Source organism: Streptococcus oralis, assembly GCF_001588645.1.
Taxonomy (GTDB): domain Bacteria; phylum Bacillota; class Bacilli; order Lactobacillales; family Streptococcaceae; genus Streptococcus; species Streptococcus oralis_AB.
The window spans coordinates 1-19812 of the sequence record NZ_LAYF01000018.1 but is presented as its reverse complement, the minus strand read 5'-3'; the positions used below and the strand labels follow the sequence as shown (position 1 = coordinate 19812).

Sequence of the window (19812 nt, the reverse complement as noted above, 5' to 3'; positions counted from 1 at the left end):
CCTAATTTAATGGAGAATAGACTCGTATGCGTATTAAATGGTTTTCCTTAATTAGGATTACAGGTTTACTTTTGGTACTTTTGTACCACTTCTTTCAAACGATCTTTCCTGGAGGATTCTTTGGGGTAGATGTCTTTTTCACTTTTTCAGGATTTTTGATCACTTCCCTCCTTTTAGAAGAATTTGGGAAGGCACGCCAGATTGATTTGCTGGGCTTTTTTAAGAGACGGTTTTATCGTATCGTGCCACCTGTGGTGCTGATGGTTTTGGTGACCATGCCTTTTACTTTCTTGGTTCGTCAAGACTATGTTGCTGGAATTGGTGGCCAGATAGCTGGAGTTCTCGGTTTTATGACCAACTTCTACGAAATGTTAACAGGGGGAAGTTATGAATCCCAGTTCATTCCGCATCTCTTTGTTCATAACTGGAGTCTAGCTGTTGAGGTTCACTACTATATCCTTTGGGGCTTAGCGGTTTGGTTCTTATCGAAACGTTCAAAATCTAGTAGTCAATTGAGAGGGATGGTCTTTCTTCTTTCTGCTGGAGCTTTTATCATTAGCTTTTTCTCCATGTTTATTGGTAGTCTAATGGCGAGTTCCTATTCATCTGTCTACTTTTCAAGTTTGACCCATGTCTATCCCTTCTTTTTAGGAAGTATTTTGGCGACAGTTGTGGGGGTTCGTCAGACGAGCGATTTAGTCAAGCAGTTTGACCGGATGTGGGATCTTCGTCAGAATCTACTGGTATTTATTGCAGGCCTCTTGGTGTTAGTGCTCTTGACTTTCTTTGTCAAGTTCACTTACCTGTTTGCGTACTTATTTGGCTTCTTGCTAGCAAGTTTAGCGGCAGTGACCATGATTTTTGCTGCGCGTGTCTTGCATGAGAAAACGCCTGAGATACAAGAACCTCGGATAATTACATTTTTAGCGGATACCAGCTACGCGGTTTATCTCTTCCACTGGCCTTTTTATATTATCTTTTCTCAGTTGATGGGTAATCTGCCTGCTGTTATTCTGACGATCATCTTTTCTTATTTCTTTGCTATCCTATCCTTCTATATTATTGAGCCATTGATTGCCGGTAAATCCAATCCTTTAATACGGAAGATTAGTCGATTGCCTCATATTAAACCAATTAGTGCTGGTGCTGCTGGCATTCTTACCTTGATTACCTTGATTATCATAGCTGTGGCTCCTCAAGTTGGAGCTTTTGAGACAGACTTGATGGTCAATGGTTTCAAACAAGCCCAGACCAATATAGGACAAACAAAGACTCTTGCTGAACAAGCTGAACTGAGTCGTCTAGGAATTTCTGAGGGAACAAGCCTAATAGGAGATTCGGTAGCCTTGCGTGCCAATACAGCTTTACAAGAGGCACTTCCTGAAGCAAATATCAATGCCCAAGTTAGTCGAACGACCAAGCAAGCCAATGACATCATGCTCAATAACAGTCAGAACAAGGCGCTGCTAAAAACAGTTGTCATTGCAACGGGAGTCAACAATCCTGAAGGTTATAAGAATGATTTGGACAGCATCGTTAACAATCTACCGAAAGGACACCATCTGATACTGGTGACACCTTATGAGGGAGACAAGAGCAAGGACACTTATGCATCAGTGGAGCAGTATGCGGCTTATGCGAGAGAATTAGCTGAAAAGAATCCTTACGTGAGCATCGCTGACTGGAATAAGGTCGCTAAGGAACACCCTGAAATCTGGGCTGGAACCGACCAAGTCCACTTTGGGAATGATAGCAACATGATTGAAGAAGGTGCTAAACTCTATGCAGAGACGATTGCAGCTGCTGTTAAGGCTGCTCAAGAACTACCTGTAAAATCAAAATAAGATCAAAGAGTTGGAGAAATCCAGCTCTTTTAAAATATCTATAGAAAATAGGTCTATACCATTTACAAATGAAAAAGAAAGGTTTATAATGTAATTGACATAATAAATTCTAGAATCAATCTATCAAGGAGGTTATCATTATGCCTAATTATATCAAAGCGGATCAGTTTTTCTACCCACACGGAGTTCGTCGTGGCGGTTACTTGGAACTTGTGGATGGCAAGTTTGGCAAACATGTAGAACAGATTCCTGAAGGAGCTGAGGTGATTGACTATACAGGTTATAGCATTGCCCCAGGACTTGTGGATACCCATATTCATGGATTTGGTGGTGTCGATGTCATGGACAATAACATCGAAGGGACCCTTCATACCATGAGTGAAGGTCTACTTAGCACGGGTGTTACCAGCTTCTTGCCAACGACCTTGACTTCCTCTTACGAGCAGTTGCTTGCGGTAACTGAAAATATCGGTGCTCGTTACCAGGAAGCAAGTGGAGCCAAGATTCGTGGAATCTATTTTGAAGGGCCTTATTTCACAGAGAAATACAAGGGAGCTCAAAACCCTGCCTATATGAAAGACCCCCGTATGGATGAGTTTCGTGCTTGGCAAAAAGCAGCCAATGGCTTGCTCAATAAAATCGCCCTTGCGCCAGAACGCGAAGGTGTAGAAGACTTTGTTCGTACGATTACGGGCGAAGGAGTGACTGTTGCTCTGGGACATTCCAATGCGACTTTTGATGAAGCTAAAAAAGCAGTAGATGCTGGAGCGAGTGTTTGGGTACATGCCTACAACGGAATGCGTGGGTTGACTCACCGTGAGCTCGGTATGGTGGGAGCCATGTATGAATTGCCACATACCTATGCAGAGTTGATCTGTGACGGTCACCACGTAGATCCAAAGGCCTGTGACATTTTGCTCAAGCAAAAGGGAACTGAAAATATCGCCCTTATCACGGACTGTATGACAGCTGGTGGTTTGGACGACGGTGACTACATGTTGGGAGAATTCCCAGTAGTAGTTGCTAATGGAACTGCTCGCCTCAAATCGACAGGCAATTTGGCAGGTTCTATCCTCAAACTCAAAGATGGTTTGAAGAATGTGGTCGAATGGGGCATTGCGAATCCGCATGAAGCCGTCATGATGGCTAGCCTCAACCCAGCAAAATCTGTTCACATCGATGATGTCTGTGGTCAAATCCGTGAAGGTTATGACGCTGACTTTATCGTACTGGATAAAGATTTGGAATTGGTAGCAACCTACCTAGATGGTGTGAAACGTTATCAAGCCTAAGAAGATAAAAAATAGGGGTCAATAAAGGACTCCTATTTTTATTATCAGATGAAAATAACAGGCTTCTTAAAGAAGTTTCTAATGGGGGAAACAAGCAAAATCCTTTTCTTGTAATAAAAAATTAGATATAATATACGATACAAAGGAAGTAGTAAGAATGTATCGTGTTATAGAAATGTATGGGGATTTTGAACCGTGGTGGTTCATAGAAGGTTGGGAAGAAGATGTCATCATGAGTCAATCTTTTGACAAGTATTATGATGCTCTAAAATATTATAAATCATGCTGGTTTGAGCTGGAAAAGAAGAATCCTCTTTATAAGAGTCGGAGTGATTTGATGACTATCTTTTGGGATCCTGCTGATAAACGCTGGTGTGATGAGTGCGATGAGTATTTGCAGCAGTACCATTCTTTGGCACTTTTACAGGATGAGCAAGTCATCCCCGATGAAAAGCTACGTCCAGGCTACGAAAAACAAACAGGTCAAGAAAAGCATCGTTCTTGCCGCATGAAATGGAGATAAAAAGTAACTTTTAAAAGTTGCTTTTTATTTTTTTCAATTTTTTGCGAATAGTTAGATAAGGAGGGCGGTATGGTACAAGAAATTGCACAGAAAATTATTGCTACTGCGAAAGCAAAGAAGGCTCAGGATATCTATTTCATTCCCAAGGAAAAGTCCTATGAGCTTCACATGCGGGTTGGAGACGCGCGGTGTCTCGTTGACTCCTATGAGTTTGATGTTTTAGCTGCTGTGATTAGTCATTTTAAGTTTGTAGCGGGTATGAATGTAGGGGAGAAGAGACGTAGTCAGCTGGGCTCTTGCGACTATCAGCATGGGGAGAAGGTGTCTTCTCTGCGTTTGTCTACCGTAGGAGATTATCGGGGACATGAGAGTTTGGTCATTCGTTTGTTGCACGACGAAGAGCAGGACCTGCATTTCTGGTTTCAGGATATGAATGAACTGGGTGAGCAGTACCGGCAACGGGGCCTCTACCTTTTTGCGGGTCCAGTTGGAAGTGGCAAGACGACCTTGATGCACGAATTAGCCAAGTCTCTGTTTATGGGGCAACAGGTTATGTCCATCGAAGATCCTGTCGAAATCAAGCAGGAAGACATGCTCCAGTTGCAGTTGAATGAAGCGATTGGCTTGACCTATGAAAATCTGATCAAACTGTCTCTCCGGCATCGTCCGGACCTCTTGATTATCGGTGAAATTCGTGACAGCGAGACAGCGCGTGCAGTGGTCAGAGCCAGTTTGACAGGGGCGACAGTCTTTTCAACCATTCATGCTAAGAGTATCCGAGGTGTTTATGAACGCCTTCTGGAGTTGGGGGTGACGGAGGAGGAATTAGCAGTTGTTCTGCAAGGAGTCTGCTACCAGAGATTAATCGGGGGAGGAGGAATCGTTGACTTTGCAAACAAAGACTATCAAGAACACCAGCCAACCAGGTGGAATGAACAGATTGACCAGCTTCTTAAAGATGGACATATCACAAGTCTTCAGGCTGAAACGGAAAAAATTAGCTACAGCTAAGCAGAAGAAAATCATCACTTTGTTTAACAACCTCTTCTCCAGTGGCTTTCATTTGGTGGAAATTATTTCTTTTTTGGGCAGAAGTGCCTTGCTGGAAAAGGACTATGTGGCCCAGATGCACCAAGGATTGTCTCAGGGGAAATCCTTTTCAGAAATGATGGAAAGTTTGGGCTTTTCAAGTGCCATTGTGACCCAATTATCTCTAGCTGAAGTACATGGAAATCTTCACCTGAGTCTGAGGAAGATAGAAGAATATCTGGATAATTTGGCCAAGGTCAAGAAAAAGTTAATCGAAGTGGCGACTTATCCCCTGATTTTGCTGGGATTTCTCCTGCTAATCATGCTGGGGTTGAGAAACTATCTACTTCCCCAACTGGACAGTAGCAATATTGCCACTCAAATCATCGGCAATCTGCCACAAATATTTCTGGGACTAGTGCTGGTTTGCTCTCTATCTTTACTTTTAGCCCTCACTTTCTACAAAAGAAGTTCCAAGATGCGGGTTTTCTCGATGTTGGCACGGGTTCCCTTTCTAGGAATCTTTGTCCAGACCTATCTGACGGCCTATTACGCGCGTGAATGGGGCAATATGATTTCACAGGGGATGGAGCTGACGCAAATTTTTCAGATCATGCAGGAACAAGGTTCTCAGCTCTTTAAAGAAATCGGTCAAGATTTGGCTCAAGCCCTGCAAAATGGCCGCGAATTTTCTCAAACCATAACGACCTATCCTTTCTTTAAGAAGGAGTTGAGTCTCATCATCGAGTATGGGGAAGTCAAGTCCAAGCTGGGGAGTGAGTTGGAAATCTACGCGGAAAAGACTTGGGAATCCTTTTTTATCCGAGTCAACCGCACCATGAACTTAGTACAGCCACTGGTTTTTATCTTTGTGGCCCTGATTATCGTTTTACTTTATGCGGCAATGCTCATGCCCATGTATCAAAATATGGAGGTAAATTTTTAAAATGAAAAAACTCATGACAAAATTAAAAAAAGCCAAGGTTCAAGCTTTCACTCTGGTAGAGATGTTAGTCGTCCTTTTAATCATCAGTGTTCTTCTCTTGCTCTTTGTGCCCAATTTGACCAAGCAAAAGGATACCGTAGATGACAAAGGAAAAGCTGCTGTTGTCAAGGTCGTAGAAAGCCAGGCAGAGCTCTATAGTCTGGACAAGAATGAAGATGCTAGCCTTAGCAAATTACAAGCAGACGGTCGTATCACAGCTGAGCAAGCCAAAGCTTATAAAGACTACCATGCAAAACAAAAAACAAGTCAAACTGTTGCAGATTAAGGCCTTTACCATGCTGGAAAGTCTCTTAGTTTTGGGACTTGTGAGTATCCTTGGTTTAGGCTTGTCCGGTTCTGTTCAGTCCAGTTTTGCGGCGGTAGAGGAGCAGATTTTCTTTATGGAGTTTGAAGAACTCTATAGGGAAACGCAAAAACGCAGTCTAGCCAGTCAGCAAAAGACCAGTCTGAACTTAGATGGGCAGACGATCAGCAATGGCAGTCAAAAGTTGACCGTTCCTAAAGAAATTCAGGCGCCATCAGGACAAAGCATTATATTTGACCGAGCTGGGGGCAATTCGTCCCTGGCTAAGGTTGAATTTCAGACTAGCAAAGGAGTGATTCGCTATCAATTATATCTAGGAAATGGAAAAATTAAACGCATTAAGGAAACTAAAAATTAAGGCAGTAATCTTACTAGAAGCAGTAGTAGCTTTGGCTGTGTTTGCCAGCATTGCAACCCTCCTTTTAGGACAAATTCAGAAAAATAGACAAGAAGAGGCAGAAATCTTGCAAAAGGAAGAAGTCTTGCGTGTGGCGAAGATGGCTCTGCAGACAGGTCAAAATCAGGTAAACATAAACGGAGTGGAGGTTCAGGTGTTTGCTAGTGAAAAGGGATTGGAGGTCTACCATGGTTCAGAGAAGTTGCTCGACCTTAAAGAGCAGTAAGGTAAGAGCGTTCACTCTATTAGAATCTCTGATTGCCCTTATCGTCATTAGCGGAGGCTTGCTCCTTTTTCAAGCTATGAGTCAGCTCCTCATTTCAGAAGTTCGTTACCAGCAGCAAAGCGAGCAAAAGGAGTGGCTCTTGTTTGTGGATCAACTGGAGGCAGAGTTAGAGCGTTCGCAGTTTGAAAAGGTAGAAGGCAATCGCCTCTATTTAAAACAAGATGGTAAGGATATCTCTATAGGGAAGTCTAAATCGGATGATTTTCGAAAAACGGATACCAGCGGACGGGGCTATCAGCCGATGGTTTATGGACTCAAATCAGCTCAAATTACAGAGGAAAATCAATTGGTTCGCTTTCGTTTCCAATTTCAAAAGGGCTTAGAAAGGGAGTTCATCTATCGTGTGGAAAAAACAAAAAGTTAAGGCAGGCGTTCTTTTATATGCAGTCACCATGGCAGCCATCTTTAGTCTGTTGTTGCAGTTTTATTTAAATCGGCAAGTCGCCCATCACAAAGACTTTGCCCTAAACAAAGAAAAGTTGATCGCTTTTGCCATGGCCAAGCGAAGTAAGGATAAGGCTGAGCAAGAAAGTGGAGAACGAGTCTTTAACTTAGGAAAAGTCAGATATCAAAATACGAAAACAGGTTTTGCAACAAGTGTTCGTATGAATAAGGGCAACTATGAATTTCTCTTTCCTACGATGAAAACCCAAGAAAAGAAAACAGCTAAAAAGGAAGAGGTAGCGACTGATTCAAGCAATCAAGCAGAGAAGAAAAAATCAGAAGAGAAGTCTGAAAAGAAAGACAATTCCTAGTCAATTCAACTACTTTGTGCTAAACTAAAAGCATGAAACATGATTTTAATCACAAAGCAGAAACCTTTGATTCGCCCAAAAATATCTTTCTTGCAAATTTGGTGTGTCAAGTAGTTGAAAAACAGATTGCTCTTCTATCAGACAAGGAAATACTGGATTTTGGTGGTGGAACGGGTCTATTAGCCTTGCCCCTAGCCAAGCAGGCCAAGTCGGTTACCCTTGTAGATATCTCGGAGAAAATGCTGGAGCAAGCCCGTTTGAAAGCAGAGCAACAAGACATCAAGAATATCCAGTTTTTGGAGCAGGATTTACTGGTGAATCCTTTGGAGCAACAATTTGACCTAATTGTAGTCAGTCGGGTTCTTCATCATATGCCTGATCTAGATGCGACTCTTGCCATGTTTCACCATCACCTTAGGGAGAATGGACAAGTTCTCATCGCTGATTTTGTCAAGACAGATACCAACCATCATGGTTTTGATTTAGCTGAACTGGAAAACAAGCTAGCCCAGTTTGGTTTTTCGAGCATTGACAGTCAGATTCTCTATAGTGCTGAAGGTCTTTTCCTAGGAAATTACGCAGAACTCTTTTTAACTGTAGCCCAAAAATCACTCGCTGACTAAAGCAGTGATTTTTTCTCTTCAGATGGAAAAAATAGGGGAATTTTGATAAGATAGGAATATGGATTTTGAAAAAATTGAACAAGCTTATACGTATTTACTAGAGAATGTCCAAGTCATCCAAAGTGATTTGGTGACTAACTTTTATGATGCCTTGGTAGAGCAAAACAGCATTTATCTGGATGGCGAGACCAATCTAGAGCAGGTCAAGGAGAACAATCAAGCCCTTAAACGCCTAGCGCTTCGCAAGGAAGAGTGGCTCAAGACCTACCAGTTTCTCTTGATGAAGGCAGGACAAACGGAACCTTTACAGGCCAATCACCAGTTTACGCCAGATGCCATTGCCCTCCTATTGGTACTTGTTGTAGAAGAGTTGTTTAAACAAGAGGAAATTAGCATCCTCGAAATCGGTTCTGGTATGGGGATTTTGGGGGCTACTTTCTTGACTTCTCTCTCTAAAAAAGTAGATTACTTGGGAATCGAAGTGGATGACTTGCTGATTGATTTGGCAGCCAGTATGGCAGATGTGATTGGTTTGCAGGCTGGTTTTGTCCAAGGAGATGCCGTTCGTCCGCAAATGCTTAAAGAAAGCGACGTGGTCATCAGCGACTTGCCTGTAGGCTATTACCCAGACGATGCCATCGCTTCTCGCTATCAAGTGGCTTCTAGTCAAGAGCATACCTATGCCCACCATTTGCTGATGGAACAAGGCCTCAAGTACCTTAAGTCAGATGGCTATGCTATTTTTCTAGCTCCGAGTGATTTATTAACCAGTCCTCAAAGTGACTTATTAAAAGGGTGGCTCAAAGACGAAGTGAGTCTGGCTGCTATCATCGCTCTGCCAGAGGATATTTTCTCAACTGCAAGCCAAGCTAAAAGTATTTTTGTCTTACAGAAGAAAAGAGACAAGGAAATAGAACCCTTTGTCTACCCTCTTACTAGCTTGCAAGATCCGTCAGTTTTGTTGACCTTTAAAGAAAATTTTCAAAATTGGAGCAAAGGTACTGAAATATAAAAGAGATTTTGTTATAATAGATGAAAACGCTTAAAAAGAGGTATCATCTTATGACAAAAACAATTGCAATCAATGCAGGAAGCTCAAGCTTGAAATGGCAACTTTATCAAATGCCTGAGGAAAAAGTTTTGGCTAAAGGCTTGATTGAACGTATTGGATTGAAAGATTCAATTTCAACAGTAAAATTTGACGGTCGTTCGGAGCAACAAATTCTTGATATTGAAGATCACACGCAAGCCGTTAAAATTTTATTGGATGATTTGATTCGTTTTGACATCATCAAAGGGTACGATGAGATTACAGGTGTCGGACACCGCGTCGTTGCAGGTGGTGAATATTTCAAGGAATCAACAGTTGTTGAGGGAGATGTGTTAGAAAAAGTTGAGGAATTGGGACTCTTGGCTCCTCTTCACAATCCAGCTAACGCAGCTGGAATTCGCGCATTTAAGGAATTGCTGCCAGATATTACCAGTGTTGTCGTATTTGATACCTCATTCCACACAACCATGCCAGAGAAGGCTTATCGCTACCCTCTACCAACTAAATACTACACAGACAACAAGGTTCGTAAATATGGTGCCCACGGGACAAGCCACCAGTTTGTCGCAGGAGAAGCAGCGAAACTTTTGGGCCGTCCTCTAGAAGATTTGAAATTGATTACCTGCCATATTGGTAACGGGGCTTCTATCACAGCTGTTAAGGGTGGGAAGTCTGTGGATACTTCTATGGGATTCACACCACTCGGCGGTGTGATGATGGGAACTCGTACAGGAGATATTGACCCTGCTATCATCCCTTATCTCATGCAATATACAGAGGATTTCAATACCCCTGAAGATATTAGTCGCGTTCTCAATCGTGAATCAGGGCTCATGGGAGTTTCTGGTCAGTCAAGCGATATGCGTGATGTGATTGCTGCCATGGAAGCAGGAGACCATGATGCGACTTTGGCTTATGAAATGTACGTCGATCGCATCCAAAAACATATCGGTCAATACCTTGCAGTCCTAAATGGGTCGGATGCGATTATCTTCACAGCAGGTATCGGTGAAAATGCAGCTTTGGTTCGTGAGGATGTCATTTCAGGTATCTCTTGGTTTGGTTGTGATGTGGATCCAGAAAAGAACGTCTTTGGCGTAACGGGAGACATCTCAACTGACGCAGCGAAAATCCGTGTCTTGGTTATTCCAACAGATGAAGAATTGGTGATTGCACGCGATGTTGAGCGCTTGAAAAAATAAGTAAATACACATAAAATTTGATTGTGAAAAGAAGTTGGAAAAGAGATTTTCCAGCTTTTTTTATGTAGAAAATGTCTAAAACCTTGCTGTTATTGGCTTTTTCAAAAAATATGGTATAATAGTAGTAATTTAATAGATGGAGTTGAGTTTTGAAGAAAAGCTTTCGTGTAAAAAGAGAGAAAGATTTTAAGGCGATTTTCAAGGACGGAACAAGTTTTGCCAATCGAAAATTTGTTGTCTACCAATTGGAAAACCAGCAAAACCATTTTCGAGTAGGACTGTCCGTCAGCAAAAAGCTGGGGAATGCAGTTACCAGAAATCAAATTAAGAGACGAATCCGGCACATTCTACAAAGTGTAAAAGGGAGTTTAGTAGAGCATGTTGATTTTGTCGTGATTGCCCGAAAAGGGGTGGAAACCTTGGAATATGCAGAGATGGAGAAAAACCTACTCCACGTATTAAAGTTATCAAAGATTTACCAGGAAGGAAATGGGAGTGAAAAAGAAACTACAGTTGACTAGTTTGTTGGGCTTGTCCTTGTTTATCATGACAGCCTGTGCAACAAATGGTACAGCTAGCGATATAACAGCAGATTCGACAGACTTTTGGAGCAAATTCGTCTATTTTTTTGCTGAAATTATCCGCTTTTTGTCCTTTGACATTAGTATCGGAGTGGGGATTATCCTCTTCACGATTTTGATTCGGACGATTCTATTACCGGTCTTTCAGACGCAGATGGTTGCCTCTAGAAAAATGCAAGAGGCTCAACCGCGCATCAAGGCTTTGCGAGAGCAATATCCGGGTCGTGATATGGAAAGTAGAACCAAGCTAGACCAGGAGATGCGCAAGGTCTATAAAGAGTTAGGGATTAAACATTCATCCTCTCTCTGGCCGATTTTAATACAAATGCCGGTTCTCTTGGCGCTCTTTCAAGCCTTGAGTCGAGTAGACTTTTTGAAAACAGGTCACTTTTTATGGATTAATTTGGGAGGAGTAGATACAAGTTTTGTCCTTCCGATTTTGGCGGCAGTCTTTACCTTCTTGAGTAGCTGGTTATCGAATAAAGCTTTGTCTGAAAAAAGTGGAGCTACGACAGGGATGATGTACGGGATGCCGGTACTGATCTTTATCTTTGCCATCTCTGCGCCGAGTGGAGTTGCCTTGTACTGGGCAGTATCCAATGCTTATCAAGTTTTGCAAACCTATTTCTTGAACAATCCTTTCAAGATTATTGCTGAAAGAGAAGCGGTAGTCCAAGCAGAAAGAGATTTAGAAGGCAAGAAGAGAAGAGCCTTGAAGAAAGCACAGAAAAAGAAAAAATAAGGAGGAATCTGGTAATGGTATTATTTACAGGTTCAACGGTTGAAGAAGCAATCCAAAAAGGGTTGAAAGAATTAAATATTTCAAGAATGAAGGCCCACATCAAGGTCGTTTCAAAAGAGAAAAAAGGTTTCTTGGGCTTGTTTGGTAAGAAGCCAGCTCAAGTTGATATTGAAGCAATCAGTGAAACAACAGTGATTAAAGCCAATCAACAGGCTGTCAAAGGTGTTCCAAAAGAAGTCAATGAAAAGAATGAACCAGTGAAAACCGTCAGCGAAGCGACAGTTGATTTGGGATATGTGGTTGAAGCCATCAAGAAAATTGAAGAAGAAGGCCAAGGTGTCTCTGAAGAGGTCAAGGCTGAAATCTTGAAAAATGAAAAACATGCCAGCACGATTTTGGAAGAAACAGGTCATATTTCAATTTTAAATGAACTGCAAGCAGAAGATGTTGCTGAGGAAGTTAAGGCTGCTCCAGAAAAAGAAGCTGAAACGCAAGAAGTAGCGAGCCAATCTTTGGAAGATTTAGGCTTGAAAGTAGAACCAAGTTATGACATCGAACAGGTGGCAACTGAAGTAGCTAGCTACGTTCAAACCATTGTAGATGATATGGATGTTGAAGGGACGATTTCAAGCGACTACAATCGCCGCACCATCAATCTTCAAATTGACACCAATGAACCAGGCCGTATTATCGGTTATCATGGTAAAGTTTTGAAGGCCTTGCAACTATTGGCTCAAAATTACCTTTATAATCGCTATTCAAGAACCTTCTACATCACGATCAATGTCAATGATTATGTTGAGCACCGTGCAGAAGTCTTGCAAACCTACGCTCAAAAATTGGCGACTCGCGTTTTAGAAGAAGGACGTAGCCAACAAACTGATCCAATGTCAAATAGCGAACGCAAGATTATCCATCGCATTATTTCACGCATGGATGGCGTGACGAGTTACTCTGAAGGTGACGAGCCAAATCGCTATGTTGTCGTAGATGCAGAATAAGCAAAGCAAAATCAGGTTCATCCTGATTTTTTGCTAGGAAAGGAAAGATTCAGATATGCTGAAAGCAGTTAGAGAATACCTATCATTTGCAGGAGTCCAGTACCGTAATCCTGATAAAGCTGGCGATGAAAGAGAAAAGATGTTGGATTTGCGGCAAAAGGGTCAAGAGGCTCGGAAGTCTTTTACAGAATTGGTCAAAACCTTTCAAGCAAGTCATCCAGAATGGCAACTGCAACAGACTAGTCAGTGGATGAACCAATCCCAACGCTTGCGACCGCATTTCTGGGCCTATCTACAGAGAGACGGACAAGTGACAGAACCTATGATGGCTCTTCGTTTGTATGGAACACCTACTAATTATGGGATTTCTTTGGAAGTCAGTTTCATCGAGCGCAAGAAAGATAAACAGACTTTAGACAAGCAAGCCAAGGTTTTAGAACTTCCAGCGGTAGAAGGAATTTATTATCTAGTCTACTCAAATGGGGAAAGTCATAAGGTGGAGGCAACTGAGGAGAATCGTCGTACTTTACGAGAGAAGCTGAGAAGTCAGGAAGCCCGAAAAGTCTTAGTCAAGTCAGATGTTTCCCTCATTGAAAATCAGTCAGTAGAAGTGATATTGGAGGAGCTAGAATACGCTTATACTCGCTTGTTGCCTTACTATGAGGTGACGAGGGGATAGAAAATCAAATGTGTTAGATGAACGCAAATTGTTTTATTGCTATTCTATGCATTTTTTCATATAATAGTAAAATAGGATGTGTGATTTATTAATCACCTCAAAGAGAAAGGAAATTCTATGTCAAATCTATCTGTTAATGCAATTCGTTTTCTAGGTATTGACGCCATCAACAAAGCAAACTCAGGTCACCCAGGGGTGGTTATGGGGGCTGCTCCTATGGCCTATAGCCTCTTTACAAAACAACTTCGTATCAATCCAGCTCAACCAAACTGGATCAACCGCGATCGCTTTATTCTTTCAGCAGGACACGGCTCTATGCTTCTTTATGCCCTTCTTCACCTTTCTGGTTTTGAAGATGTTAGCATGGATGAAGTCAAGAACTTCCGCCAATGGGGTTCAAAAACGCCAGGTCACCCAGAATTTGGTCATACAGCAGGGGTTGACGCTACAACTGGTCCTCTAGGTCAAGGGATTTCTACTGCTACTGGTTTTGCCCAAGCAGAACGCTTCCTTGCAGCCAAATATAACCGCGAAGGCTTCAATATCTTTGACCACTATACTTATGTGATCTGTGGAGACGGAGATTTGATGGAAGGTGTCTCAAGTGAGGCGGCTTCATATGCAGGCTTGCAAAAACTTGACAAGTTGGTGGTTCTTTATGATTCAAATGACATTAACTTGGATGGTGAGACAAAGGATTCCTTTACTGAAAGTGTTCGTGATCGCTACAATGCCTACGGCTGGCATACAGCCTTGGTTGAAGATGGAACAGACTTGGAAGCAATCCATGCGGCTATTGAAGCAGCTAAAGCTTCAGGAAAACCATCTTTGATTGAAGTGAAGACTGTGATTGGATACGGCTCTCCAAACAAACAAGGAACTAATGCGGTACACGGTGCTCCTCTTGGAGTAGATGAAACTGCAGCAACTCGTCAAGCCCTCGGTTGGGACTATGAACCATTTGAAATCCCAGAACAAGTTTATGCTGATTTCAAAGAAAATGTTGCAGACCGTGGCGCATCAGCTTATCAAGCTTGGACTAAATTAGTTGCTGACTATAAAGAGGCTCATCCAGAACTGGCTGCAGAAGTAGAAGCCATCATCGACGGCCGTGACCCAGTTGAAGTGACTCCAGCAGACTTCCCAGCCTTAGAAAATGGTTTCTCTCAAGCAACTCGTAACTCGAGTCAGGATGCTTTGAACGTTGTAGCTGCCAAGTTGCCAACCTTCCTAGGTGGATCAGCTGACCTCGCTCACTCAAACATGACTTACATCAAAACGGATGGACTTCAAGATGATGCTAATCGCTTGAACCGCAATATTCAGTTTGGTGTTCGTGAATTTGCAATGGGAACGATCTTGAACGGGATGGCCCTTCACGGTGGACTTCGTGTATACGGTGGTACTTTCTTCGTCTTCTCTGACTATGTGAAAGCAGCTGTCCGCTTGTCAGCCTTGCAAGGACTTCCAGTGACTTATGTCTTTACCCACGATTCAATCGCAGTTGGGGAAGATGGTCCAACGCACGAACCAGTTGAACACCTAGCAGGTCTTCGTGCTATGCCAAATCTGAATGTTTTCCGCCCAGCAGATGCGCGTGAAACTCAAGCAGCTTGGTATCTTGCCGTGACAAGCGAAAAAACACCAACTGCCCTCGTCTTGACACGTCAAAACTTGACTGTAGAAGAGGGAACAGACTTTGATAAAGTTGCGAAAGGTGCCTATGTCGTCTATGAAAATGCAGCAGACTTTGATACGATCTTGATTGCAACAGGTTCAGAGGTGAATTTGGCGGTCGCAGCTGCCAAAGAATTGGCTAGTCAAGGTGCAAAAGTCCGTGTAGTTAGCATGCCATCAACAGATGTCTTTGATGCACAAGATGCAGCATACAAGGAAGAAATCCTTCCAAATGCAGTCCGCCGTCGTGTTGCAGTCGAAATGGGTGCAACTCAAAACTGGTACAAGTATGTTGGTCTTGATGGTGCAGTTCTCGGTATTGATACCTTTGGAGCATCTGCTCCAGCACCAAAAGTATTGGCAGAGTACGGATTTACAGTTGAAAATCTAGTCAAAGTCGTTCAAAACTTGAAATAATCACAAAAATCAGAGTGAAAACTCTGATTTTTTATAACCATAAAAACAAGGCACAATCTTGTAAAAGTAGCTGAAATTTGATATAGTAGTCCTATGTAAAATACAAAGGAGAAAACAATGAATCCAAATATTACTTTCTTAATCATGCTTGTAGGTATGTTTGCCTTGATGTTCTTTATGCAACGTTCTCAAAAGAAACAAGCACAAAAGCGTATGGAAAGCTTGAACAAGCTTCAAAAAGGCTATGAAGTCATTACAATTGGTGGGCTTTACGGAACAGTGGATGAAGTAGATACTGAGAAAGGTACAATCGTACTGGATGTAGATGGGGTCTATTTGACCTTTGAATTGGCTGCAATTAAGACCGTTTTGCCACTCAAAGAAGCTGTGACACCAGAAGGAACAGTTGTTGACGAAGGCGGAGCAATCGAAGAATAAAACGGGATCTGTCACTCCCGTTTTTCTATGAGATGAGAGGAAAAGGGATGAAAAAAATAGTATTTGTTTGCCTAGGAAATATCTGTCGTAGCCCCATGGCAGAGTTTGTGATGAAGTCCATGACGAGCGATTACCACGTCGAGAGTCGGGCAACGTCATCATGGGAACATGGCAATCCGATTCATAAGGGAACGCAAGGAATTTTCCAGCAATATCAGATCCCGTATGACAAAGACAAAACATCGCTTCAGATCGGCAGAGAAGACTTTGAATCGTTTGATTACATTATCGGTATGGATGCTTCAAACGTTTCAGATCTGCGTCAAATGTGCCCTCAAGAACTACAGTACAAGATCTACTCTTTTGCATCTGAAAGTGTCCCAGATCCTTGGTATACAGGAGATTTTGAGGAAACCTATACTCGTATCACAAGTGGATGTCAACACTGGCTAGATCGATTAGAAAATGAGAGTGACAATGGAAAAGCTTAAACAATTTTATGAGAAGTGTAGAGTTTACCTAACTCGTCCTAGGTTAGAGCTCATTGCAGTGGTCGTAATGGGACTATGTGCTCTATCGGTATTTCTGCTAAATACGCCTAAAAAGGGTGTCCTGACACTTGATGGTGGAACTCTTGTTTATGATGGCACCTTGGTACGAGGGAAAATGAATGGTCAAGGAACCCTGACCTTTGAAAACGGAGACCAATATACAGGTGATTTCAATAATGGAGCCTTTAATGGAAAAGGGACTTTCCAATCAAAAGATGGCTGGAAATACGAGGGTGATTTTGTAAATGGTCAGGCTGAAGGTCAAGGGAAGTTGACGACAGAGCAAGAAGTCGTTTATGAAGGGACCTTTAAACAAGGCGTTTTTCAGCAAAAACAGTAGTCTCCAAGTTAGGAGGCTATTTTCAAAGCCTGAAAAGAAAACGCTTTCTTTGCTTAAATTCGAGAAATAACTATCAACTAGAAAAACTTTGTGAAATAAAAAAATTTTTTCCATAATTTCACAATCATTCGGTCAAAACTCTCTTGTGTAGCTATATTGAGAAAAAAATCACAATCTTAGAAAATTTCTTTGTGAAATGCTTATGAAACTGTTTACAAAGCATAAAAAAAGAGTTATAATAAACTTGTGAAAAAATTAACAAATGATAACATCCTTAAAGGCTATGGAGGATAATATGGCTGATAAAAAAACAGTAACACCAGAGGAAAAACAACTTGCTGCTGAAAAGCATGTCGATGGTCTCGTGAAAAAAGCCTTGGTTGCGCTTGATGAAATGCGCAAGTTGAACCAAGAGCAAGTTGACTATATCGTGGCAAAAGCTTCGGTTGCAGCACTTGACGCACATGGTATCCTTGCACAACACGCAGTTGAAGAAACTGGTCGTGGGGTATTTGAAGACAAGGCGACAAAAAACCTATTTGCCTGCGAACACGTAGTGAACAATATGCGTGGAGTTAAAACAGTTGGAGTTATTGAAGATGATCCAATTACAGGTTTGACAAAGATTGCGGAGCCTGTAGGGGTAATCTGTGGTGTCACTCCGACAACAAATCCAACTTCAACAGCGATTTTCAAATCACTCATTGCTTTGAAAACACGTAACCCAATTGTTTTCGCCTTCCACCCATCTGCTCAAGAATCATCAGCTCACGCAGCACAAATCGTTCGCGATGCAGCGATTGCAGCCGGTGCACCTGAGAACTGTGTGCAATGGATTACAAAGCCATCTATGGAAGCAACTGGAGCGCTAATGAACCACGAAGGTGTTGCAACTATTCTTGCAACTGGTGGGAATGCTATGGTTAAAGCGGCATACTCATGTGGGAAACCAGCACTTGGGGTAGGTGCCGGAAACGTTCCTGCCTATGTAGAAAAATCTGCTGACCTTCGTCAAGCTGCTCATGACATCGTTATGTCTAAATCATTTGATAATGGGATGGTCTGTGCATCAGAACAAGCCGTTATCATTGATAAAGAAGTGTATGACGAATTTGTAGAAGAATTCAAATCATATCACACTTACTTTGTAAACAAGAAAGAAAAAGCACTTCTTGAAGAATTCTGTTTCGGCGTGAAAGCAAACAGCAAAAACTGTGCAGGTGCTAAACTAAATGCAAACATCGTTGGTAAACCAGCAGCATGGATTGCAGAACAAGCAGGATTCAGCGTTCCAGAAGGAACAAACATCTTGGCTGCAGAATGTGCAGAAGTAGGACCGAAAGAACCATTGACTCGTGAAAAATTGTCACCAGTTATCGCTGTCCTAAAAGCTGAAGACACAGAAGATGGTCTTAAAAAAGCTCGTCAAATGGTTGAGTTTAACGGACTTGGTCACTCAGCAGCCATCCATACAAAAGACGAAGCTCTTGCTAAACGCTTTGGTACAGAAATCAAAGCAATGCGTATTATCTGGAACTCTCCATCTACTTTCGGTGGTATCGGTGACGTATACAATGCCTTCATTCCATCATTGACACTTGGATGTGGTTCATATGGACACAACTCAGTCGGTGATAACGTGAGTGCGATCAACCTTCTAAACATCAAGAAAGTAGGGAAACGTAGAAATAATATGCAATGGTTTAAAGTTCCTTCAAAAATTTACTTCGAACGCAATTCTATCCAATACCTTCAAACATGTGAAGATATTGAACGCGTTATGATTGTTACAGACAAATCGATCGAAAAACTTGGTTTTGTTCAACGCATTATTGACCAATTGAACAAACGCAGCAACCGTGTAACTGTCCAAGTCTTCTCAGACGTTGAACCAGACCCAGATATCACAACTGTAGAACGTGGTACTGAAGTAATGAGAGCATTTGAACCAGACACAATCATCGCTCTTGGTGGTGGTTCTCCAATGGATGCAGCCAAAGTAATGTGGCTCTTCTACGAACAACCACAAATCGACTTCCGTGACTTGGTTCAAAAATTCATGGATATCCGTAAACGGGCCTTCCGCTTCCCATCACTTGGTAAAAAAGCGAAATACATTGGTATTCCAACAACTTCAGGTACAGGTTCAGAAGTAACACCATTTGCCGTTATCTCTGATAAGAAAAACAATCGTAAATACCCATTGGCTGACTACTCATTGACACCAACTATTGCGATTGTTGATCCTGCTTTGGTTGAGTCAGTTCCAGACTTCATCGCTGCGGACACAGGTATGGACGTCTTGACTCACGCGACTGAAGCCTACACTTCAAACTTTGCTAACGACTACACAGACGGTATCGCCCTTCAAACAATCAAACTTGTCTTTGAATGGTTGGAAAAATCTGTTAAGACGGCTGATCCAGAAGCTCGCGAAAAAATGCACAATGCATCTACAATGGCTGGTATGGCCTTTGCCAATGCCTTCCTTGGGATGAGCCACTCAATGGCCCACAAGATCGGTGCGGTTCACCATACTGTTCACGGACGTACAAACGCAATCTTGCTTCCATACGTTATCCGTTACAATGGTACTTGCCCATCTAAGACGACTACATGGCCTAAGTATAACTACTGGAAAGCTGACGAAAAATTCCAAGATATTGCTAGAATGCTTGGATTGCCTCACTCAACTCCAGAAGAAGCGGTTGAAGCGTATGCCAAAGCAGTTTACGATCTTGGTGAAGCAGTTGGAATCACAATGAACTTCAAAGGCTTTGGAATCGATGAAAAAGCTTGGAAAGACAGCTTGCATGAAATTGCCTTGCTTGCTTATGAAGACCAATGTTCACCTGCTAACCCACGCTTGCCAATGGTAGCTGACATGGAAGAAATCATGGCAGATGCTTACTATGGTTATGCAGAACGACCAGGACGTCGTAAATAATCGTTTATCAGCCTAGAGGCAGGAGTTATCCTGTCTCTTTTTTGTGAAACTGAAATATTGAAAATAATTTTAAGTTTTCTATTTTCGTTTTTTATCAAATACTTTATCATCAAATTGTTCAGCTAGT

At 42.1% G+C, this 19812-nt stretch carries 22 protein-coding genes; all 22 read left to right on the top strand.

Annotated elements, in window-relative coordinates; all coding sequences use genetic code 11:
- Positions 1-26 precede the first annotated feature (26 nt).
- The 22 genes from A0739_RS09355 (at position 27) to adhE (ending at position 19685) form a co-directional block, all read left to right on the top strand.
- Positions 27-1844, top strand: a complete 1818-nt coding sequence (locus A0739_RS09355; protein WP_061587795.1) for an acyltransferase family protein — start codon at positions 27-29, stop codon at positions 1842-1844.
- A gap of 140 nt (positions 1845-1984) precedes the next feature.
- Positions 1985-3136, top strand: a complete 1152-nt coding sequence (nagA, locus tag A0739_RS09350; RefSeq protein ID WP_001134441.1) for an N-acetylglucosamine-6-phosphate deacetylase — start codon at positions 1985-1987, stop codon at positions 3134-3136.
- Positions 3137-3293: 157 nt separating this feature from the next.
- Complete coding sequence (locus A0739_RS09345; RefSeq protein WP_000286396.1) at positions 3294-3659, top strand: DUF1033 family protein; 366 nt, start codon at positions 3294-3296, stop codon at positions 3657-3659.
- A 69-nt stretch (positions 3660-3728) separates the two neighbouring features.
- Entirely contained in the window at positions 3729-4670 is a 942-nt protein-coding gene (gene comGA, locus A0739_RS09340; protein WP_000249575.1) for a competence type IV pilus ATPase ComGA, read from the top strand.
- Positions 4618-5634, top strand: a complete 1017-nt coding sequence (gene comGB, locus A0739_RS09335; protein ID WP_002875106.1) for a competence type IV pilus assembly protein ComGB — start codon at positions 4618-4620, stop codon at positions 5632-5634. Before comGA ends, comGB begins: the two co-directional genes overlap by 53 nt.
- Before the next feature lies 1 nt (position 5635).
- Positions 5636-5959: a competence type IV pilus major pilin ComGC gene (comGC, locus tag A0739_RS09330; protein ID WP_000735794.1), complete on the top strand. Its 324-nt coding sequence runs from the start codon at positions 5636-5638 to the stop codon at positions 5957-5959.
- Positions 5922-6356: a competence type IV pilus minor pilin ComGD gene (gene comGD / locus A0739_RS09325; RefSeq protein ID WP_001180060.1), complete on the top strand. Its 435-nt coding sequence runs from the start codon at positions 5922-5924 to the stop codon at positions 6354-6356. Before comGC ends, comGD begins: the two co-directional genes overlap by 38 nt.
- Complete coding sequence (gene comGE, locus A0739_RS09320; RefSeq protein WP_000413369.1) at positions 6319-6621, top strand: competence type IV pilus minor pilin ComGE; 303 nt, start codon at positions 6319-6321, stop codon at positions 6619-6621. Before comGD ends, comGE begins: the two co-directional genes overlap by 38 nt.
- Positions 6584-7045, top strand: coding sequence for a competence type IV pilus minor pilin ComGF (gene comGF / locus A0739_RS09315; RefSeq protein WP_002875275.1), 462 nt, complete (start codon positions 6584-6586; stop codon positions 7043-7045). The genes comGE and comGF overlap by 38 nt, the downstream gene beginning before the upstream one ends.
- Entirely contained in the window at positions 7023-7436 is a 414-nt protein-coding gene (comGG, locus tag A0739_RS09310) for a competence type IV pilus minor pilin ComGG (RefSeq protein WP_000265647.1), read from the top strand. Before comGF ends, comGG begins: the two co-directional genes overlap by 23 nt.
- A 32-nt stretch (positions 7437-7468) precedes the next feature.
- Positions 7469-8059, top strand: coding sequence for a class I SAM-dependent methyltransferase (locus A0739_RS09305; RefSeq protein WP_061587794.1), 591 nt, complete (start codon positions 7469-7471; stop codon positions 8057-8059).
- A gap of 58 nt (positions 8060-8117) precedes the next feature.
- Positions 8118-9071: a class I SAM-dependent methyltransferase gene (locus A0739_RS09300; RefSeq protein ID WP_061587793.1), complete on the top strand. Its 954-nt coding sequence runs from the start codon at positions 8118-8120 to the stop codon at positions 9069-9071.
- Positions 9072-9121: 50 nt separating this feature from the next.
- Complete coding sequence (locus A0739_RS09295) at positions 9122-10312, top strand: acetate kinase (RefSeq protein WP_061587792.1); 1191 nt, start codon at positions 9122-9124, stop codon at positions 10310-10312.
- Positions 10313-10461: 149 nt separating this feature from the next.
- Entirely contained in the window at positions 10462-10833 is a 372-nt protein-coding gene (gene rnpA / locus A0739_RS09290) for a ribonuclease P protein component (RefSeq protein WP_000748120.1), read from the top strand.
- Positions 10808-11635: a membrane protein insertase YidC gene (locus tag A0739_RS09285; RefSeq protein ID WP_196755722.1), complete on the top strand. Its 828-nt coding sequence runs from the start codon at positions 10808-10810 to the stop codon at positions 11633-11635. Before rnpA ends, A0739_RS09285 begins: the two co-directional genes overlap by 26 nt.
- 14 nt (positions 11636-11649) lie before the next feature.
- Positions 11650-12636: an RNA-binding cell elongation regulator Jag/EloR gene (gene jag / locus A0739_RS09280; protein WP_061587790.1), complete on the top strand. Its 987-nt coding sequence runs from the start codon at positions 11650-11652 to the stop codon at positions 12634-12636.
- Between the two features lie 55 nt (positions 12637-12691).
- Positions 12692-13315 carry a hypothetical protein gene (locus tag A0739_RS09275; RefSeq protein WP_061587789.1) on the top strand — a complete coding sequence of 208 codons (624 nt, stop codon included), beginning with the start codon at positions 12692-12694 and terminating at the stop codon, positions 13313-13315.
- Between the two features lie 117 nt (positions 13316-13432).
- Positions 13433-15409 carry a transketolase gene (tkt, locus tag A0739_RS09270; protein ID WP_061587788.1) on the top strand — a complete coding sequence of 659 codons (1977 nt, stop codon included), beginning with the start codon at positions 13433-13435 and terminating at the stop codon, positions 15407-15409.
- Positions 15410-15526: 117 nt separating this feature from the next.
- Positions 15527-15847 carry a preprotein translocase subunit YajC gene (gene yajC / locus A0739_RS09265; protein WP_049478890.1) on the top strand — a complete coding sequence of 107 codons (321 nt, stop codon included), beginning with the start codon at positions 15527-15529 and terminating at the stop codon, positions 15845-15847.
- Positions 15848-15894: 47 nt separating this feature from the next.
- Positions 15895-16338, top strand: a complete 444-nt coding sequence (locus tag A0739_RS09260; RefSeq protein ID WP_061587787.1) for a low molecular weight protein-tyrosine-phosphatase — start codon at positions 15895-15897, stop codon at positions 16336-16338.
- Positions 16325-16738: an MORN repeat-containing protein gene (locus A0739_RS09255; protein WP_061587786.1), complete on the top strand. Its 414-nt coding sequence runs from the start codon at positions 16325-16327 to the stop codon at positions 16736-16738. Before A0739_RS09260 ends, A0739_RS09255 begins: the two co-directional genes overlap by 14 nt.
- A gap of 295 nt (positions 16739-17033) precedes the next feature.
- Positions 17034-19685 carry a bifunctional acetaldehyde-CoA/alcohol dehydrogenase gene (adhE, locus tag A0739_RS09250; RefSeq protein WP_061587785.1) on the top strand — a complete coding sequence of 884 codons (2652 nt, stop codon included), beginning with the start codon at positions 17034-17036 and terminating at the stop codon, positions 19683-19685.
- The last annotated feature ends 127 nt before the right edge of the window (positions 19686-19812 follow it).

Excerpts from the sequence above, each read along its gene's own strand:
- jag (WP_061587790.1), top strand. The coding sequence starts at position 11,650 with ATGGTATTATTTACAGGTTCAACGGTTGAAGAAGCAATCCAAAAAGGG.
- A0739_RS09345 (WP_000286396.1), top strand. The coding sequence starts at position 3,294 with ATGTATCGTGTTATAGAAATGTATGGGGATTTTGAACCGTGGTGGTTC.
- comGE (WP_000413369.1), top strand. The coding sequence starts at position 6,319 with ATGGAAAAATTAAACGCATTAAGGAAACTAAAAATTAAGGCAGTAATC.
- yajC (WP_049478890.1), top strand. The coding sequence starts at position 15,527 with ATGAATCCAAATATTACTTTCTTAATCATGCTTGTAGGTATGTTTGCC.
- comGB (WP_002875106.1), top strand. The coding sequence starts at position 4,618 with ATGGACATATCACAAGTCTTCAGGCTGAAACGGAAAAAATTAGCTACA.
- comGC (WP_000735794.1), top strand. The coding sequence starts at position 5,636 with ATGAAAAAACTCATGACAAAATTAAAAAAAGCCAAGGTTCAAGCTTTC.
- comGA (WP_000249575.1), top strand. The coding sequence starts at position 3,729 with ATGGTACAAGAAATTGCACAGAAAATTATTGCTACTGCGAAAGCAAAG.
- A0739_RS09255 (WP_061587786.1), top strand. The coding sequence starts at position 16,325 with ATGGAAAAGCTTAAACAATTTTATGAGAAGTGTAGAGTTTACCTAACT.
- A0739_RS09295 (WP_061587792.1), top strand. The coding sequence starts at position 9,122 with ATGACAAAAACAATTGCAATCAATGCAGGAAGCTCAAGCTTGAAATGG.
- tkt (WP_061587788.1), top strand. The coding sequence starts at position 13,433 with ATGTCAAATCTATCTGTTAATGCAATTCGTTTTCTAGGTATTGACGCC.
- A0739_RS09305 (WP_061587794.1), top strand. The coding sequence starts at position 7,469 with ATGAAACATGATTTTAATCACAAAGCAGAAACCTTTGATTCGCCCAAA.
- nagA (WP_001134441.1), top strand. The coding sequence starts at position 1,985 with ATGCCTAATTATATCAAAGCGGATCAGTTTTTCTACCCACACGGAGTT.
- A0739_RS09300 (WP_061587793.1), top strand. The coding sequence starts at position 8,118 with ATGGATTTTGAAAAAATTGAACAAGCTTATACGTATTTACTAGAGAAT.
- adhE (WP_061587785.1), top strand. The coding sequence starts at position 17,034 with ATGGCTGATAAAAAAACAGTAACACCAGAGGAAAAACAACTTGCTGCT.
- comGF (WP_002875275.1), top strand. The coding sequence starts at position 6,584 with ATGGTTCAGAGAAGTTGCTCGACCTTAAAGAGCAGTAAGGTAAGAGCG.
- comGD (WP_001180060.1), top strand. The coding sequence starts at position 5,922 with ATGCAAAACAAAAAACAAGTCAAACTGTTGCAGATTAAGGCCTTTACC.
- A0739_RS09275 (WP_061587789.1), top strand. The coding sequence starts at position 12,692 with ATGCTGAAAGCAGTTAGAGAATACCTATCATTTGCAGGAGTCCAGTAC.
- A0739_RS09260 (WP_061587787.1), top strand. The coding sequence starts at position 15,895 with ATGAAAAAAATAGTATTTGTTTGCCTAGGAAATATCTGTCGTAGCCCC.
- A0739_RS09355 (WP_061587795.1), top strand. The coding sequence starts at position 27 with ATGCGTATTAAATGGTTTTCCTTAATTAGGATTACAGGTTTACTTTTG.